This is a genomic window from Campylobacteraceae bacterium, assembly GCA_013215945.1.
Taxonomy (GTDB): Bacteria; Campylobacterota; Campylobacteria; order Campylobacterales; family Arcobacteraceae; genus NORP36.
Genome location: JABSOM010000002.1, coordinates 272,015 through 289,244, shown reverse-complemented (window position 1 = coordinate 289,244; position 17,230 = coordinate 272,015). Strand labels below are relative to the sequence as shown.

The window sequence follows — 17,230 nt, the reverse complement described above, 5'->3', positions numbered from 1 at the left end:
ACATTTACCTTGTTATATTATAAAGAAGTATATCATTAAAAAAATAAAATAATGGAATAAAATAATATTTGTTTTCAAAGTGACCTTTAAAAGCCACTTTTAAAAGTTATTTTTAAATATTATTTAAAATAACATCACCCATTTGTGAGGTAGTTAATACTTCTTTTGCATCAAAATCAGCTAAGTCTTTTGTTCGATAGCCTTCTTGTAATACTTTTTTAATTGCTTTTTCAATTAAAGAAGCTGCTTCATTTTCGTTTAATGAATAACGCAATAACATAGCCGCACTTTCAATCGTTGCTATTGGATTAGCAATTCCAAGTCCTGCAATATCAGGAGCAGAACCATGAATTGGTTCATAAATAGCTGTTTTATCTCCTGTAGAAGCAGAAGGTAATAAACCAATAGATCCAACTACCATAGAAGCAGTATCACTTAAGATATCACCAAAAATATTACCCGTAACAATAACATCAAATTGTCTTGGATTTCTTACTAATTGCATAGCTGCATTATCAACATACATATGAGTAAGTTCAACGCTAGGATAATCTTTGCTTAATTCATTCATAGTATCACGCCATAACTGAGATACTTCAAGAACATTTGCTTTATCTACAGAACACAATCTCTTGTCCCTGGTCATTGCAATTTCAAAGGCTTTTTTACCAATTCTAATTATTTCAGATTTTGTATATACCATGGTGTTATAAGCAGTCTCACCATCATTACCACGAGGTTGTCCAAAATAAATCCCACCGATTAATTCTCTTACAACCATAATATCAACACCCTTAATCACTTCAGCTTTAAGCGTAGAAGCATTAATAAGTTCATCATATATAACAGCAGGTCGTAAGTTTGCATACACACCCATTTTTTCTCTAAAACTTAAAAGTCCTGTTTCAGGACGTAACTCTCTTGGTAAAGTATCCCATTTAACACCACCAATAGCTCCAAATAAACATGCATCAGAATTTAATACACCTTCAACAGTCTCTTTTGGTAAAGGATGACCCGTAGTATCAATAGCTATACCACCCATTAAATATTCTTTATACTCTAAGGTAAAATCACATTTTTTAGCAACTGCGTCTAATATTTTAATAGCTTCATCAATAATTTCAGGACCAATTCCATCGCCTTTGATTATTGAAAGTTTGTAGGACTTAGCCATTTTGTTCCTTTTTGATTTCTTCTTTTGCAAAATTAATTAATCCACCCGCTGCAATTAATTCTTGCATGAAAGGAGGAATGGCATCAAATTTATATGTTTTGTTCGTTGTATTATTAATAATCGTACCTGCATCTAAATCAATAGAAATATTCTCACCTTCTTTAATTTCAAGTGATTCTGGCAATTCAAAAATAGGTAAACCCATGTTAAACGCATTTCTGTAAAAGATTCTTGCAAAAGTAGGTGCAATAATAGCAGCAATTCCCGCAGCTTTTAAAGCAATAGGAGCATGTTCTCTTGAGCTTCCGCAACCAAAATTCTCTCCTGCAACAATAATATCACCTTTTGCCATTTTCGTAACAAAATCAGGATCTTTATCTTCCATAATATACTTAGCCAAATGCGATGGTTCCGAAGAATTTAAATATCTGGCCGCAATAATAATATCTGTATCAATATGTGCACCAAATGTCCAAACATTTCCTGTAATTTTACTCATTTTGTATCCTTTTATTCCCTATAAATAATTGCTTTTTATAATTGTTTTTTATATTTAGGCTGATTCTAGCAAAAAGTATAAAAGAATTAGATTAAACAAAAGAGATTAAAAAGAAGCTAAGTAGAAAAAAATATTTAAATAATTTATTAAAAAAACAGCTTTACCTTGTTATTGATAAATAATCTGGATATAATGTAGCTCTTATTCAAAAAAAGGATTTCCAACACAATGAGTGCAAAAGATTTAAATAAAACTATTGAAAAAATGATAAAAGAGAATAAAGATTCTGTTTTAACCTATGAAAAACTTATTAAAATTTTTCCTAAAGCTCCTTCTGGACCAAATGTAAAAAAACTGGTTGCCTTAGTAAAGCTTTATAGTGTAAAGCTTATTTCTTCTCAAGAACAAGCCAAACTTCTTAATGAATCAGAGGCTAAAAAAAGAGCAGATACCAGGTTGAAAATGATTGAAAACGATGATGATGTTTTTGATTTATTAAAGAACAAAGAATTATTAGAGTGGTCTAGATCTGATTCTCCTGTACGAATGTACTTAAGAGAAATGGGAAAGATTCCTTTACTTACTAAAGAAGAAGAAATTGAAATTTCTAAAAAAATTGAGACAGGTGAAGATGTAATCTTAGATGCGATTTGTTTTGTTCCTTATTTAATTGATTTTATTTTAGAATACAAAGAACCTTTAGTAAACAGAGAACGAAAAGTAAAAGAATTATTTAGAAACTTTGATGATGAAGAAAAAGATGATTCAAGCGATACAGATACTGAAAAAAAAGTACTTACAGATGAGAAAAAAGAAAAGAAACTGGACAAACGTTCAATTTCTATTATTGAATCTTTTAAATCGCTGGAAAAAGCAAAAAAAGATTGGCAAAAATTCATAAGTAAAGCAACTGCAGCGTCAGATAAACCCGATGATGTAATTCAACACAGACTTTCAATTGCGTTTAAAAAGAATATTTTAAAAGATGCATTATTAAATTTAGGGCCAACCTCTAAATTAATTACTGAAATTGTAAAAGCAATGGAAACATCGTTAAAATCTGATTCAGGTTTTGATCAAGAATTAAAAAGATTGGAATATAAATTACCTTTATTTAATGATATGTTAAAAGAAAATCATCAAAAACTATTATTAGAAATTATTAATTTAACTAAAATTCAAATTACGGCTATGGTTCCTGAAGCTACTATGGTATCTACTTATATGGAAATCAAAAAACTTTTTCAAACAAAAGAAGCATCAAAAGATGGTTTTGATTTAGAAGAAGAAGAATTAAAAGATGTTTTAGAGCAAATCAAACGTGGTAAAAAAATCACAGATGAATCTAAAACACGAATGGCTAAATCGAATTTAAGACTGGTTGTATCTATTGCAAAAAGATATACCAACAGAGGTCTTCCTTTCTTAGATTTAATTCAAGAAGGAAATATCGGACTTATGAAAGCGGTTGATAAGTTTGAATATAAAAAAGGGTATAAATTTTCTACTTATGCTACATGGTGGATTAGACAAGCAATTTCTAGAGCCATTGCCGATCAAGCAAGAACGATTAGAATTCCTATACATATGATTGAAACGATTAATAGAATTAATAAAATCATTAGAAAAGGGATTCAAGAAAATGGGAAAGAGCCAGATGTTGAGGAAATCTCAAAAGAAGTTGGTTTACCTGTTGATAAAGTAAAACAAGTAATTAAAATTACAAAAGAACCAGTATCACTTGAAGCTCCTATTGGAAGCGATGATGATGGTAAGTTTGGAGATTTTGTTCCTGATGAAAAAGCCCCTACTCCTGTTGATAATATTATGAATGAAGATTTACAAAATCAAATTGATCAAATTTTATCTCAGTTAAATGAAAGAGAACAAGCAGTTGTTAGAATGAGATTTGGTCTTATGCATGATGCAAGTGATAGAACACTGGAAGAAATTGGTAAAGAATTATCAGTTACTAGAGAGCGTGTTAGACAAATTGAAAGTTCTGCTATTAAAAAACTTAAACATCCAAAAGTAGGAAAAAACCTTAAGAACTACGTAGAAAGTTAAAATGGACTTTTACGAAAACTGGGTAGAGTTAGATTTAAATCCTATTATTTCTTTCTCTACCTTTGGAAAAATTCTTTATACCAATTCAGAAGCACAATATGTTTTAAACAGAGTCAATGCTAAAACACTTTTTGAATTAGCTGTTAATAATGCCTCAACTACTTATGGAACAAAAACTACCTATGTTGATTTATCTTTAAAAAACTACTTGTTTTATGCCCTTACTGTAACATATAAAAATGATGAAGAAATACATTTAAAACTGTATAAATCCACATCAACAAAAAAAGAAGCCTCAATTAAACAACAAAATACGAGTATTACCAATATTTTTACTTTATTGGATTTATGTATTTCTACACAAAAAATAAAAAGCAAAACAAAGTTTATTAAAAATTATGATCCTTCTATCCCAGAGTTTAGACTCGTAGCTTCAGATTTAATCAAACTACTTTCTTTAATATATACTCAATTTAATAAAACAAAAGAAGTAACTTCAGTAGTTAAATTAAAAATTGGAGAGTATTTAAGAGTTGAAGGTAAAAAATATTCTTTAGTAAGTGTACAAATATCTTCTAATGAAGAGGTAAATTTAGATGAAATAAAAGAAGACAATTATTCTTCTTTTATTTTAAGTAAAGAAGACAATAAAGTTTTTATTGATCTTCCTTTAATTTTGGAATAATTAAGGCTTTTTTTTCTCTTTTGCACTAAGGCTTAAAAATAGTGCGGATATAGGCATTATAGTTAAACCAATTAAATACGCATAAGCGCTAAAAATAATATTATTGTTTAAATAAAAGAAACCAATAATTAATAAAGCATAACCAAAGATTCTATAGGCTGAAATATACGCACCGCTAGAAAACAAAGTATTTTTGAAAGTATTCTTTTTTATATTTTCTTTCTCAAATTTTAAAATATTTTTGATTTCTTGGGCACTTAATTCTTTATCTTCATGAATTATCTCTTCTGAATACAAATCATAAGGATCATCTAATTCATCTAAGGTATCTCTTTGTCCTAAATTATTCTTATTTTCTTCTAAACCGTCTAAACGTTTTGAAACATTATTTCGATAGGATAAAAAGGTTCCTAAAGAAATAAATAAAGAAGAAACAAAAGCAACTTGTGTATTAATTAAAAAATACTCATTGTCTTGGAAAAAAGAAAAAACAATTAGAACAGCGTCAAGAATAAAAAGAATTTTGGCAAAAGACTTTATTGTATTAATCATCGTCTCTTTTGTCTCCATGTTTTGCTCTGTACACATATCTTGGATCATCTTCTAGTTCTTTAAACGCTTTTTGTGCTCTTTTATAGGCTTTATAAACATTTAAAAAAGCGGCCGCTATTCCCCAAAAGATTCCCAACCATAAAGTCCAAGCAGCACCTGTCCAATCTTTTAATAAAATTCCAATTCCCACACCAATTACAACAGAAACAACCATAGAAATACCAAGCGAGAGGTTATCTAAAGCTTCTAGTTTCCCTTTGTGTTTTGGTTCTAGGGATTCTTTCGTAATATTAATTTCTTTCTTTTCATTGTCATTCTTTTTTTCTGTGTTATCTTGCATGATTGTTCTTAGTCTAAATAAGAACAACAATAATCACATATTGTATGTACTTTAATATCAAATTTTGAATTTTCGTTAACTTTAAAAGAAGAGCCACCAAGATATTTAAGCCAAGTAGTTTCACCCTCAAGTTTTATTTCTACTTCACCCTCAATAATTTCCATTAATTCTGCTTTAGCAGTTTCAAAAGTATATTCACCAATTTGCATAACACCTAAAGATTGTTCATCCCCAAATTCATTTATAAAAGAACGTGAAGTTACTTTTCCATCAAAATATATATTGGCTTTTTTAATTAATTCTACATTTCTATACGATTGCATTTTAAGCATTTTTTAAATCCTTCATTATTATTTTTGCAGCTTCTATACATTCATCAATCATTTCATTGTCCATAACACTTGAAATGAAACCGGCCTCATATTGAGAACAAGCAAAATAAAAGCCTTTTTTTAACATCTCATTATGAAATTTTGCGAAAGCATCAAAATCACAAGAAGCTACATCTTTAAAGTTTTTCGGTTCTTTTTCACAAAAAAAGAAACCAAACATTGAACCTCTTGTATTTACAACAAAAGGAATATTATTATCATTTGCTGCTTGTTTTAAACCATTTACTAAACGCAGAGCTTTTTTGTTTAATTCATCATGAATAGTAGGCATAGCTTTTAGTTTTTGTAAAGAAACCAAACCAGCTGCCATTGCTACTGGATTACCACTTAGTGTACCTGCTTGATAAACCGTACCATCAGGAGATAAATGATCCATAATAAAAGCAGATGATGCAAAAGCGCCTACAGGCATTCCAGCACCAATTACTTTCCCAAAAGTTATTATGTCTGCTTTAACTTCCGTTAGACCACTAGCACCTGTCATAGATGCTCTAAAACCCGTCATAACTTCATCAAAAATCAATAATGCATTGTTTTGGTCACATAAGTCTCTACATTCTTGTAAAAATTCTTGAGAGGCAGGAATTAAACCCATATTCCCTGCTATTGGTTCAATAATAATACAAGCAATATCAGAAGATTCTTTAAAACATTTTTTTAGACTTTCTATATTATTGTATTCGCATATTAAAGTATGTTTGATTAAATCAGCAGGAACACCAGGTGAACTGGGTGTTCCAAACGTAGCTAAACCAGAACCTGCTTGTACTAATAAAGAATCACTGTGTCCATGATAACATCCTTCAAATTTTAAGATATCGTCTTTTTTTGTAACCCCTCTTGCTAATCTAATAGCTGACATAACAGCTTCAGTACCAGAACTTACAAAACGAACTTTATCAAGATAATCATACATCTCAACTATTTCTTGAGCTAATTGGGTTTCTAAAATTGTAGGTGCTCCAAAAGAAAGACCTTTTTTTGCGGTTTTAATAACAGCATCTTCAATATCTTTATCACAATGTCCAAAAATAAGTGGACCCCACGATTGTACAAAATCTAAATACTTATTATCATCAATATCAAAAAGATAAGCGCCTTCTCCTCTATCAATAAAAGGAGGTGTGCCTAATACCCCTTTAAAAGCTCGTACAGGAGAATCAACTCCACCTGGAATGACTTTTTTAGCTGCTTCATATGCTTTAAGTGAATTATCAAACATTTATTATCCTAAATTTCTAAATTAAAAGCATTATTATACTATAATTTCGTTTATGAAATACATCTTAATTGCCGTTATTTTTTCAATATTAATTCATCTGGGAATTTTCTACAAGTTTAATAAGAATGTTACAGCAAGTACTTCTAAAAAAGGCAATGCTAAAACAAGCTCTTTATTATATGTAAAACTGCAAAAGAAAAAAGTAGCAAAAAAAGAAAATACAATTATAAAAAAAGAAATCAAAAATATTCCCAAAAAGAACACTCCTACAAAGAATATTTTAAAAAAGAAGTATAAAAAAGTAGAAAATAAAATAAAAAAACAAGAAAAAAGAGTAATAAAGAAAAAACAAAAAATAAAAAAACTTCTCAAAGTATCAAAAAGTAAAAACACGATTAAAAGTGCTCTGGACAAAACAATAGATATTAAAAACTATGAAAAACAAAACAATACAAACTTTCAGAAATCTACTTTACAAAAATTCTTAGAAAAACCAAGAGACAATTTAAATGACCTTGAATCCATGGTTAAAAGCTATAAAAGCAATCATCCTAATTTAAAACTGGAAAATAATATTGAATTGTATGGAGAAGAATTTGATTCTTTTACCCAAGTACAAAAAGTTTATATTAGAAACAATCTCAATGCTATTGGTAGAATTACACAGTATTATTTACGATATCCTAGAATCTCTGTACGTACAAAACAGCAGGGAGAAAATATTATTACTTTTATTTTATACCCAAATGGGGATATTTCAAAACCAGTGTTTATAAAAAATTCTAAATACACAGCCTTAAACAAACAAACCTATAAAACAATAAAAACTGCTTATAAAGATTATCCAAGACCCAAAGAACCAACAAAAATAATAATACGTGTACGATATAAACTATACTAAAGTACTTAGGATTCATATAATTAACCTTTAATGATTATATTTGTAAAATACAAAAAAAGTAGAGAGAAACAATGTTAAAACAAAAAATTTTAAATAAAGAAAACGGTATATTGTTGTATGGATTAACGCCTCCAAGACACACACATTCAAAAGAACAAATGAATACTATTGCTCAAAAACATATACAAAGAATTAATACTATAGATATTGATGCTTTGGTGCTTTACGATATTCAAGATGAAAGTGATAGAACGGCTGAAAAAAGAACCTTCCCTTTTGTTGGTACGCTTGATCCTTATGTATATAAAAATCAATACTTAAGTGAATTAAATATTCCAACGATTGTTTACAGAGCTGTTGGCAAATATAGTAAAAATGATTTTTCATCTTGGTTAGAAGATACAAAAAATGAAAACAATTATTCCGTTTTTGTAGGCGCAGCATCAAAAGATCAAAACATTAAATTAAGCGTAAAAGAAGCCTATGCTTTAAAAGAAGAAATTAATAAAGACTTAATATTAGGGGCTATTACAATTCCAGAGCGTCATACAATAAAAAAAGATGAACATCTTAGAGTTTTTAATAAAATCGATCAAGGCTGTAAATATTTTATAACACAATGTGTTTATAATCTTGAAGCTGCCAAAATATTTTTAAGTGATTATGCCCGTTATGCAAAAGAACACAATAAAGAAATGGTACCAATTATTATTACACTTACCCCATGTGGTTCATCAAAAACGCTGGAATTTATGGAATGGTTGGGTATTAATATTCCCAATTATTTAAAAGAAGATTTATTGGATTCAAAAGACATTTTACAAGAATCTTTAGACATTTGTTTAAATATTTTTACAGAACTTAATAAATTTGCTTTAAAACGTGGAATTCCACTTGGATGTAATGTAGAAAGTGTTGCTATTAGAAAAGAAGAAATAGATGCATCTATTGTATTATTAAAAGAAGTAGATGTAATAATGAGACAAAATATAACAAAATGACATATATTTATTAAATAATGTCATAAAGTGATAGAATTCTTAAAAAGGGGTTTTATCATGTTGTTATCAAAAGAACTTTCAACACTTTATAAATGCAGAGATTATGCTATTTGGAAAATGGAATCTTTTCGAGGTTCATCTGAATATATAAAAGCTACTAATGTAGTTGCCCACTATAATAAAGAAATTGAAAAACTGTCTAAGAAAAAACAAATTCTAAAACAACTCAGTTTATTTTAGAACGTATTTTAGCTTTATTTTACTTTTATGGTTGCTAGTACTAATTCTCTTAATGTTTTACATGCCACTGCTGTAGATACACCAGAAGCATCGTGTTTAGGGGAGAGTTCGACTAAATCCATTCCTACTACATTATCAAGCTTGGATAATATCCCTATAATTTCAAGCATTTGATGAAAGTTTATTCCACCTGGTTCTGGTGTTCCTGTTCCTGGAAATACACTTGGATCAAAAACATCCAAATCAATAGTAATATATACTGCTTTATCTTTTAATCTTTTTACACATGCAGGCAAGGTTTTGTAAGTAAATTTTTCTAAGTTTGCATTCTTCTTTGCCCAAATAAATTCATCTCTAAGTCCTGATCTGATGCAAAAAGAATTAAGATTCTTAGGCCCTATTAACTCAGCAATTCGCCTTATAACTGTAGCATGAGAAAAGTTCTCATCCAAATAATGTTCTCGTAAATCTGTATGAGCATCAAAATGTATGACATGTAAATCTTTGTGTTTTTTCAATAAAGCTTTTACAGGTGCAAAAGTAATTAAATGCTCTCCACCTATCATTACAGGAACTTTATTGCTCTTAAGTATTTCATCTACCGTTTCTTCAATCATGGCTAATGCTTTCATTTTATCACCAAAAGGAAGTTCTAAATTTCCATAATCAAAAAGTTTTAAATCTTCTAAATCTAAATCCAAATAAGGAGAATAAGACTCAATAGCCCAAGAATCCTCTCTCATAGCAGCAGGAGCAAACCTGGCACCTGGTTTAAAAGAGGCAGTTCCATCAAAAGGAACTCCAAATAAAACGGCTTGAGACTCTTCAAAATCATCTTCAAAACCAATAAAGGTTACATTTTGTGCTTTCATTACACCAATTTCCTCTCAAAATTATACATATCCTTAAAACGAAAAGATACTAAATTTTCTAATACTGCAAAAATAACAATAAAATTAATAAAAGAACTTCCCCCATAGGAGAACATGGGCAGAGGAAGGCCTACAACAGGAGCAAAACCAATAACCATTAATATATTAATACTCATATTCAAAAATAAGAGCAGAGCTAGCCCTGAAGCAAAACAGCGTATTATATAATCATCTGCAAAAAAGTAGTTCATGGACAAGAGGTGAACAATTAACATTAAATAAATTAAAATCAATACAATCGCACCAATAAAACCATAACGTTCAACCAAAAAAGCAAAAATAAAATCACTGGTTGCTATGGGCAAGAATTTTAACTGTGTTTGGGTTGCATCTTGTGCACTTTTTCCTGTTAATCCCCCAGAACCTATGGCTATGATAGATTGTTGAACATGATAAGAAGGTTTTTCAGAAATAAAATCAGTAATTCTTTTTTTCTGATAATCTTTAATCAAATAGGTATATATCAGAGGCGATGACAAAGCAATTATAAAAGCAATTGTAGCCCAGATTTTCCAATTAACACCCACAATAAATAAAATTCCGTAACCCACTAATAACAAAACCAAAGCAGTTCCTAAATCAGGTTCTTTTGCGATTAATAAAAAAGGAATGAAAATATAAATGGAGAAATGTAAAAAACTTTTTAAATCATAACCTCTTCCATGTCGTGGAGGTGGGTTTTTGTATACCAAATAACCAATCATAAGCAAATAAATGGGCTTAATTAATTCACTGGGTTGTATGGTCATAGAAGTAGCAGGAATAGCAATCCAGCGCTGTGCTCCTAATTTCGTAATTCCAAAAAATTCTACTGCTAATAACAAAGCAATGCCAAGCCAGTATAAAAATGGTATAATCCCTAAATTATTCCTTATTGGTAAAATAAATACAAATAAAAACGCAGCAAAAGATATTGAAAAATATATCAATTGTTTGTTGGCTAAAATGACATTTGTTTCACTTATTAAGTGATAAGACAAATAGATCAATGGTAAAATAAATATTATAATTAAATAATCAAAATGTGAAATAATTCTTTTATCAAAAAAATGCATATGAAAGAGTATCTAAAAATGAATAAAATATATATTGTAGAAGAGATAAACAGGCTGGATAAATTTATATCTGTGGAATTAAATGAATCAAGAAACCAAATTGAACAATTAATTAAAAAAGGTTTTGTAAAAGTAAATGACAAAATACAAAAACGTCCTGGAATAAAACTTAAAATCAATGCCAAAGTTGAGATAGATTTTGAAGCCATTGAAGAAGAAAAAAAACAAATACAAAAAACAAAAGAACATGTTGATTTTGATGTTGAAATCATATATGAAGATGATGATATTTTAGTTGTGAATAAACCTTATAATCTTACTGTTCATGGAGCACCTTCTGTTAAAGATGCTACTTTAGTAGATTGGTTAAAAGCAAAAAACTTTTCTTTGTCTACCATTTCAGGAGAAGAGAGACATGGAATAGTACATAGAATTGACAAAGGAACTTCTGGGGTTATGGTTATTGCTAAAAACAATGAAAGTCATGTACATTTAAGCAAACAATTAGAAGCAAAATCCATGGGAAGATATTATTTAGCACTTGTTGATATGCCTTTAAAAGAACATGTAGTTATTCAAAATGAAATTGGACGAAATCCAAATAACAGATTACAAATGAAAGTTCTAACAAGTGGTCGTTTTGCAAAAAGTGCTTTTGCAAAACTTGCTTTAAGTAAAGATGAAACGAGTGAATTGATTTCTTGCAAACTTTTTACTGGAAGAACACATCAAATTAGAGTGCATTTAAACTCGATAAATAGGCATATAATAGGAGATAATTTATATGGTTTTAAGGGCGAATTAAATAAAATAAAAAGATTTTACTTACATGCTTATAACTTGTACTTAATTCACCCAAAAACAAATAAAAAAATGAATTTTACAGCAAATATTGCTGATGATATGAAAGCATTTTTAAATAAGAATTTTAATATGGAGAAAACAAATGAACAACTTAATGAAACTAACATCATCAATCTTTTTAATAGTTTTTCTTAGTGCATGTCAAAATAATTTAACAACACCATCAAAACCAAAAATTGATAATAGCCTTGAGAGTATTAATGCAAGCAGCATTAAATATTTAAAAGATACAACTTCAATTGGTTTTGAATGGCAAAAAGTTGATGATACGAGAGTCGTAGGATATAATTTATACCGTGCAAATGCCCTAGAAAGTAATGGAAAATTAAAGCGAATAAAATTTATTGAAAATCGATATACTACACATTATTTAGATAAAGATTTAGAAGCACATACTTCTTATGTATATGCATTTTCAAGTGTAAAAGAAGATGATTTTGAATCCAGAATTTCAAACTCAATTAATGTAACTACAGAACCCTTACACAATTCAGTTTCTTTTATTCAAGCTATTTCAAATCTACCAAGACAAATCAAAATTATTTGGAGACCCCATACTCAAAATAAAATTGCTTATTATAAAATCCAACGTTCTTCTCCAACAGAGAGTGAATGGGAAGATTTAGACACAATAGAAGGAAGATTACAGGCTGAATTTATAGACAGCGATTTAGATGACAATGTAGTATATAAATACAGACTTTTTTCTTATACTTATGAAGATTTACAATCTAAACCAAGTGCAATTGTAACTGCACAAACAAAACCTTTACCAAAAGGAATTTTAAATCTAAGTGCTTCTTCCAATATGGCTAAAAAAATTGTTTTAAACTGGGATGCCTCGGTACAAGAAGATATTATTTTTTACAAAATCTATCAAAATTCATCGCTGCAAGGAAGTTTTAAACACATTAAAACCCTTTCACGAAATGATTTGTCTTATGAAATCACTGAACATGAAGATGGTAAAAATATTTTCTTTAAAGTCACCACTTTAGATAAAGATAAATTAGAAAGTTCTATAAATATTAATGCAGTCATGGGTACAACCCTAGGTAAACCTACAAAACCAGTTATGACCTTAGCTCAAATAAAAGAGAATAAAGCTATTTTAAATTGGCAAAAAGGCGATAACAGAGCGGTTTCATATATAGTATATAAAACAGCAAAAACAGGATATTTTTCCATTAAAAAACTTAAGTATTCAAATATAAATGCATTAAGATTTGAAGATGAAGATATAGTAAGAGGCGTAGAATACAAGTATTCTATTCAAGCAGTTGATGAATTCGGAATTCTGTCTTTACAGACAGATGAATCATTATTAGTATTACCAAAATTACAAAAGTAGATCATGCCACATATAATTTTTAACAAAAGCGAAAAAATATCTTTTCCTTGTGAACATCAAGGAACGATTTTTAATTTTATTGCGAAGTCTTATAATTTCAATAATGAAAATAGAAAAGCGGAATATAAGATAGCCGTAACAAACGATAATAAAGATTTTTTATTGACCCTACGTCCAAAAGACGAAGATGAAATGATTAAAATTGATAAAGTAACAAGAGTATCTCCTGTATCTTTAGTAAAAGATGCCCTTAATGATTATGTATCTTTATGCAAAGCAAATATTCTGTCTTCTAATACCAGTTCTTTTAAAAATAAAATAGCGCCTAAAAAAGAGTACTTAAAAGATATTAATTATTTTGTAAATGACTTTGATTGCAAAAAAGAAATTTATATTGAAATTGGTTTCGGTTCAGGACGGCATTTAATTCATCAAGCCAAACAAAATCCCAATATTCAGTTTATTGGTTTAGAAATACATACTCCTTCTACAGAACAAATGTTAAAACAAGTAGAGATTAATGGCCTTTCAAATATTCTAGCACTTTCTTATGATGCACGTTTGTTTATGGAATTTATCAAATCAAATACGGTAGGTAAGATTTTTGTACACTTTCCTGTTCCTTGGGATAAAAAACCTCAAAGAAGAATTTATTCAAATGAATTTATAAATGAAGCCTTAAGAGTATTAAAAAAAGACGGAACACTGGAATTAAGAACAGATTCAAGAAAATACTTTGAGTATTGTACAGACCTTCTAACCAATCTTCCTACAGGTAAAATCACTATAGATATTAACAAAGAACTAGAAGTTTCAAGTAAATATGAAGACAGATGGAAAAAACAAGGCAAAAATATATACGATGTTGTTTTGACCAACTATGCAAACGATGAAGATATTAATCTGGATTTTGAATTTGATTTTGCTCCTATAAAAAATCTTAAAGAACTTATTGAAAACATGAGCAGAAAATCAGAAATATTTGATGGTTATTTTATGCACTTAGAAGATGCTTATATTATAGATGAAACTTCTGCTTTAATTAAAGTTACTTTTGGATCATTTAACAAACCTTTAAATAAATATATTTATATAAAAGATAACAAAGCTCTGTATTATCAAGGCAATCCCTTACCTACTTCTTCTAATATTAAAGCACACAATAAAATCAAAGCGTTGATTGTTTAGATGATAGAAGCCAAAAATATTTATCTTGCTTATGATGAAAATAAATTCATTATTAAAAAAGGAAGTTTTAAAATAAAAGAAAAAGAATTTGTATTTATTGGGGGCACTAGTGGCTCGGGTAAATCTACTCTTCTTAAGTCTTTTTATGGAGAAATAGCCTTAAAACACGGCTCGTTAATTATTGATGGTAAACAAATTAATGCAATAAATAAAAAACAACTAAGAAGTCTTAGAAAAGATATTGGTATTATTTTTCAAGATTATAAACTAATCAATGAACTTACTATTGAAGAGAATATTATGATTCCTTTAAAAATCAATGGTTACAGCAATGAAATTTCTATGAACCAAGCCTTGAAACTTTTATCTCATGTAAAACTTTCTCATAGAAAAGGGTATTATCCAAATGAATTAAGTGGGGGTGAGCAACAAAGAGTTGCAGTTGCAAGAGCTTTAGCTCACAATCCTAAAATAATAATAGCAGATGAACCCACAGGAAACTTAGATGATTATTCAGCCCAATTAGTATGGAACTTACTTAAAGGGGCAAATGAGCAACTAGGAATCACTGTAGTTGTTGTAACACACAGAGTTCCTAAAAACCTAGGAATTATTTTTAAACAACTCTCAATTGAAGATGGAATTATTTATGAAGTCTCTTAAAAATCATTTGGCTTTTGTCATTCCTTTGGCATTTATGTTATTAACCTTTACCATATATTTATTTACGAATAATATTATTAAAGATTACAAAGAAAGTATTTCAAATGATTACAGCATTGTAATCATTACTCATACCCCTTTAATCAATGATAAACTAAAGAAAATGTCTTCTTTTGAGATAAAAACAGTTACACGATTAAAAAAAGACAAAATTATTAACAAACTAAAAAAAGACTTGTCTTTTGAATCCCTTAATTTATTAAAAAGTAAACTGCCTTTTTTTTATAAAATACAATTAAAAGACTTTCCAACTACTTCACAATTAAAGAAAATAAAAAAAGAACTAAGCCTTAATAAAAATATTAAAAGAATTGAGATTTTTTCTAAAAACCATAATCAAGTGTATTTACTTTTACTAATAATTAATCAAATTGTTGTTATTGTTTTTACTATTATTAGTATCTTTACAATAATTATTATTGCCAAACAAGTTAAAATATGGTTTTATGAAAATTCAAGACAAATAAGCATTCTTCAACTGCATGGCGCATCCATTTTATATTCAGCCTCACGTATTATAAAACAGGCTTTATTTAGCGCTTTTATAGCTTTTATACTTATTTCTTCTTTGGTTGTATTTGTATCTATGAATATGAATATGTTTATTCCACTTGAACTTCAAGATATTGTTCATACTAAACTAAATGTTCAAACACAAATTATTAATCTATTTCTTTTATCTTTTGGAATTTCTTTTATTACAGTAATGTCTGTATTAATTTCCTATAAAATCTCCAATGAATAAGTTTTTACTTTCACTGTTTTTATCTTTTGTTTTCCTAAGTGCAAATAATCTTGATATTAAAATTTCAAGCAACAAAAAAAATTTTAAGTTAAGTCAAAAAAAACAAAAAACAACGACCTTAAAAATAAAAGATTTGGCTTTCCAAATAAAAAAACAAGATTTTCAATTAAAAAAACTTGAAGTTAAAATATCTCTTATTAATAAAGATATTAAAACCCACGAAACCTTGTTAAATAAATCCCAAGGAAGTTTAAAAAAACTGCTTAAATCTTCTTCTCATTTGAAATATCAAAAAAAAGAACAAGAAGAACAAATTGTTAATGTTATTATCAATAATTTTACAAGCTCTATTGCTTTAGAATTAGCATCAAAAGACTCTTTAGATGCCCTAATAAATCAAGAGATTTATAATCTTTTATCTCAGCATTCAAAAGATAAACTTTTGAAAATTGACAGCAATTATTTAAAAATATCCCAAGACAAAAGAAAAAATGAACAAAAGATAAAAGAAATAGCCTCTTATATAAAAGGAAGAATTAAAAAAAGAGAACTAATACAAGGGCTTAAAAAAAGACATTCAAAAGACCTACTCTCTTTAGAAACAAAACATAAACTCTATCAAAAAGCTTTAAAAAAAGTTGTGCTTCAACAAAATAAACTTTCTTCTTTACTTGGGAAACTAAACATTTTAAAAGTAAAACAAAACAAAAAAGCAAAAGCAAGACTACTTGCATTAAAAAAGAGCCGAGCGAAACGTTTACGGGCACAACGATCAAGTAAAAAATCAAAAGCCAAAAGTCAAAAAGAAGTAAGCCAAAGATACAGTGAAGAAATTGACTTAGATGTAAGAATGATAGGATCTTCTACCCGAGGAATTAAAATATCTAAATACAGAGGACCTAAAACCATTGCTCCTCTAAAGTCCTACACAATAATCAAAAAATTTGGAAATTATTATGATTCAGTTTATAAAATAAAACTTTTTAATGAATCTATTGTACTAAAAACCAATAAAAGAAAATCCAAGGTATTTAACGTTTTAAATGGAAAAATTGTTTATGCGAAAAAAGCCTCTGGTTTATTAGAAAATGTCGTAATTGTTCAACACTCTAAAGGTTTACATACTATTTATTCTCATTTAGATCAAATCTCACCCACCTTGCGAGTTGGGAAATGGATTAAAAAAGGATATGTAGTAGGAAGAGTTGATTATACTCTTACTTTTCAAGCCACTAAAGATTCTTATCATATTAATCCACAAGATTTATTTAGATAAATATTAAGCGTATATCTTTA

The 17,230-nt window shown here is 28.5% G+C and carries 19 protein-coding genes; 11 read left to right on the top strand and 8 right to left on the bottom strand.

Annotation, left to right across the window (positions count from 1 at the left end):
* Positions 1 to 112: 112 nt before the first annotated feature.
* Positions 113 to 1,177 (bottom strand): 3-isopropylmalate dehydrogenase, encoded by a 1,065-nt coding sequence (gene leuB / locus HRT41_03365; protein ID NQY23042.1) that lies wholly within the window; start codon positions 1,175 to 1,177, stop codon positions 113 to 115.
* On the bottom strand, positions 1,170 to 1,676 hold the full coding sequence (locus HRT41_03360) for a 3-isopropylmalate dehydratase small subunit (GenBank protein NQY23041.1): 507 nt from the start codon (positions 1,674 to 1,676) through the stop codon (positions 1,170 to 1,172). Before HRT41_03360 ends, leuB begins: the two co-directional genes overlap by 8 nt.
* Positions 1,677 to 1,904: 228 nt before the next feature.
* Between HRT41_03360 and rpoD the strand changes: the two genes are divergently transcribed.
* Together rpoD and HRT41_03350 are read left to right on the top strand one after the other, a co-directional pair.
* Positions 1,905 to 3,743 (top strand): RNA polymerase sigma factor RpoD, encoded by a 1,839-nt coding sequence (gene rpoD / locus HRT41_03355; protein ID NQY23040.1) that lies wholly within the window; start codon positions 1,905 to 1,907, stop codon positions 3,741 to 3,743.
* 1 nt (position 3,744) lies between these two features.
* Positions 3,745 to 4,428: a hypothetical protein gene (locus HRT41_03350; protein ID NQY23039.1), complete on the top strand. Its 684-nt coding sequence runs from the start codon at positions 3,745 to 3,747 to the stop codon at positions 4,426 to 4,428.
* Here HRT41_03350 and HRT41_03345 read toward each other — a convergent pair whose 3' ends face one another.
* The 4 genes from HRT41_03345 to hemL are packed head-to-tail and all read right to left on the bottom strand — an operon-like array spanning position 4,429 to position 6,934.
* Positions 4,429 to 4,980 (bottom strand): hypothetical protein, encoded by a 552-nt coding sequence (locus tag HRT41_03345; GenBank protein NQY23038.1) that lies wholly within the window; start codon positions 4,978 to 4,980, stop codon positions 4,429 to 4,431.
* The gene (locus HRT41_03340; protein NQY23037.1) at positions 4,973 to 5,320 is read right to left on the bottom strand and encodes an AtpZ/AtpI family protein; all 348 of its coding nucleotides are present in this window, start codon (positions 5,318 to 5,320) and stop codon (positions 4,973 to 4,975) included. The genes HRT41_03345 and HRT41_03340 overlap by 8 nt, the downstream gene beginning before the upstream one ends.
* 8 nt (positions 5,321 to 5,328) lie before the next feature.
* A complete protein-coding gene (locus HRT41_03335) occupies positions 5,329 to 5,643 on the bottom strand; it encodes a pyrimidine/purine nucleoside phosphorylase (GenBank protein NQY23036.1) in 315 nt (104 codons plus the stop codon).
* Between the two features lies 1 nt (position 5,644).
* Positions 5,645 to 6,934, bottom strand: a complete 1,290-nt coding sequence (hemL, locus tag HRT41_03330; protein NQY23035.1) for a glutamate-1-semialdehyde 2,1-aminomutase — start codon at positions 6,932 to 6,934, stop codon at positions 5,645 to 5,647.
* A gap of 52 nt (positions 6,935 to 6,986) precedes the next feature.
* On the opposite strand from hemL, the gene HRT41_03325 reads away from it, so the two are divergent.
* The 3 genes from HRT41_03325 (at position 6,987) to HRT41_03315 (ending at position 9,076) form a co-directional block, all read left to right on the top strand.
* Positions 6,987 to 7,835, top strand: a complete 849-nt coding sequence (locus HRT41_03325) for a TonB family protein (protein ID NQY23034.1) — start codon at positions 6,987 to 6,989, stop codon at positions 7,833 to 7,835.
* Between the two features lie 71 nt (positions 7,836 to 7,906).
* A complete protein-coding gene (locus HRT41_03320) occupies positions 7,907 to 8,836 on the top strand; it encodes a methylenetetrahydrofolate reductase (GenBank protein ID NQY23033.1) in 930 nt (309 codons plus the stop codon).
* Between the two features lie 57 nt (positions 8,837 to 8,893).
* Positions 8,894 to 9,076, top strand: coding sequence for a hypothetical protein (locus tag HRT41_03315; protein ID NQY23032.1), 183 nt, complete (start codon positions 8,894 to 8,896; stop codon positions 9,074 to 9,076).
* A 14-nt stretch (positions 9,077 to 9,090) separates the two neighbouring features.
* On the opposite strand, the gene speB is transcribed toward HRT41_03315, so the two are convergent.
* Together speB and HRT41_03305 are read right to left on the bottom strand one after the other, a co-directional pair.
* A complete protein-coding gene (gene speB / locus HRT41_03310; GenBank protein NQY23031.1) occupies positions 9,091 to 9,948 on the bottom strand; it encodes an agmatinase in 858 nt (285 codons plus the stop codon).
* Entirely contained in the window at positions 9,948 to 11,063 is a 1,116-nt protein-coding gene (locus HRT41_03305) for a rod shape-determining protein RodA (GenBank protein ID NQY23030.1), read from the bottom strand. Before HRT41_03305 ends, speB begins: the two co-directional genes overlap by 1 nt.
* A gap of 18 nt (positions 11,064 to 11,081) precedes the next feature.
* Here HRT41_03305 and HRT41_03300 point away from each other — a divergent pair, with 18 nt between their 5' ends.
* From HRT41_03300 to HRT41_03275, 6 genes are read left to right on the top strand one after another with little or no spacing between them, the layout of a single operon-like run.
* On the top strand, positions 11,082 to 12,062 hold the full coding sequence (locus HRT41_03300; GenBank protein ID NQY23029.1) for an RluA family pseudouridine synthase: 981 nt from the start codon (positions 11,082 to 11,084) through the stop codon (positions 12,060 to 12,062).
* On the top strand, positions 12,010 to 13,278 hold the full coding sequence (locus HRT41_03295) for a fibronectin type III domain-containing protein (GenBank protein ID NQY23028.1): 1,269 nt from the start codon (positions 12,010 to 12,012) through the stop codon (positions 13,276 to 13,278). The genes HRT41_03300 and HRT41_03295 overlap by 53 nt, the downstream gene beginning before the upstream one ends.
* A gap of 3 nt (positions 13,279 to 13,281) precedes the next feature.
* Positions 13,282 to 14,466 carry a tRNA (guanosine(46)-N7)-methyltransferase TrmB gene (trmB, locus tag HRT41_03290; GenBank protein NQY23027.1) on the top strand — a complete coding sequence of 395 codons (1,185 nt, stop codon included), beginning with the start codon at positions 13,282 to 13,284 and terminating at the stop codon, positions 14,464 to 14,466.
* The gene (locus HRT41_03285) at positions 14,467 to 15,129 is read left to right on the top strand and encodes an ABC transporter ATP-binding protein (GenBank protein ID NQY23026.1); all 663 of its coding nucleotides are present in this window, start codon (positions 14,467 to 14,469) and stop codon (positions 15,127 to 15,129) included.
* Positions 15,116 to 15,934, top strand: a complete 819-nt coding sequence (locus HRT41_03280) for a cell division protein FtsX (GenBank protein NQY23025.1) — start codon at positions 15,116 to 15,118, stop codon at positions 15,932 to 15,934. Before HRT41_03285 ends, HRT41_03280 begins: the two co-directional genes overlap by 14 nt.
* Positions 15,927 to 17,210 (top strand): M23 family metallopeptidase, encoded by a 1,284-nt coding sequence (locus HRT41_03275; GenBank protein ID NQY23024.1) that lies wholly within the window; start codon positions 15,927 to 15,929, stop codon positions 17,208 to 17,210. Before HRT41_03280 ends, HRT41_03275 begins: the two co-directional genes overlap by 8 nt.
* Positions 17,211 to 17,230 lie beyond the last annotated feature (20 nt).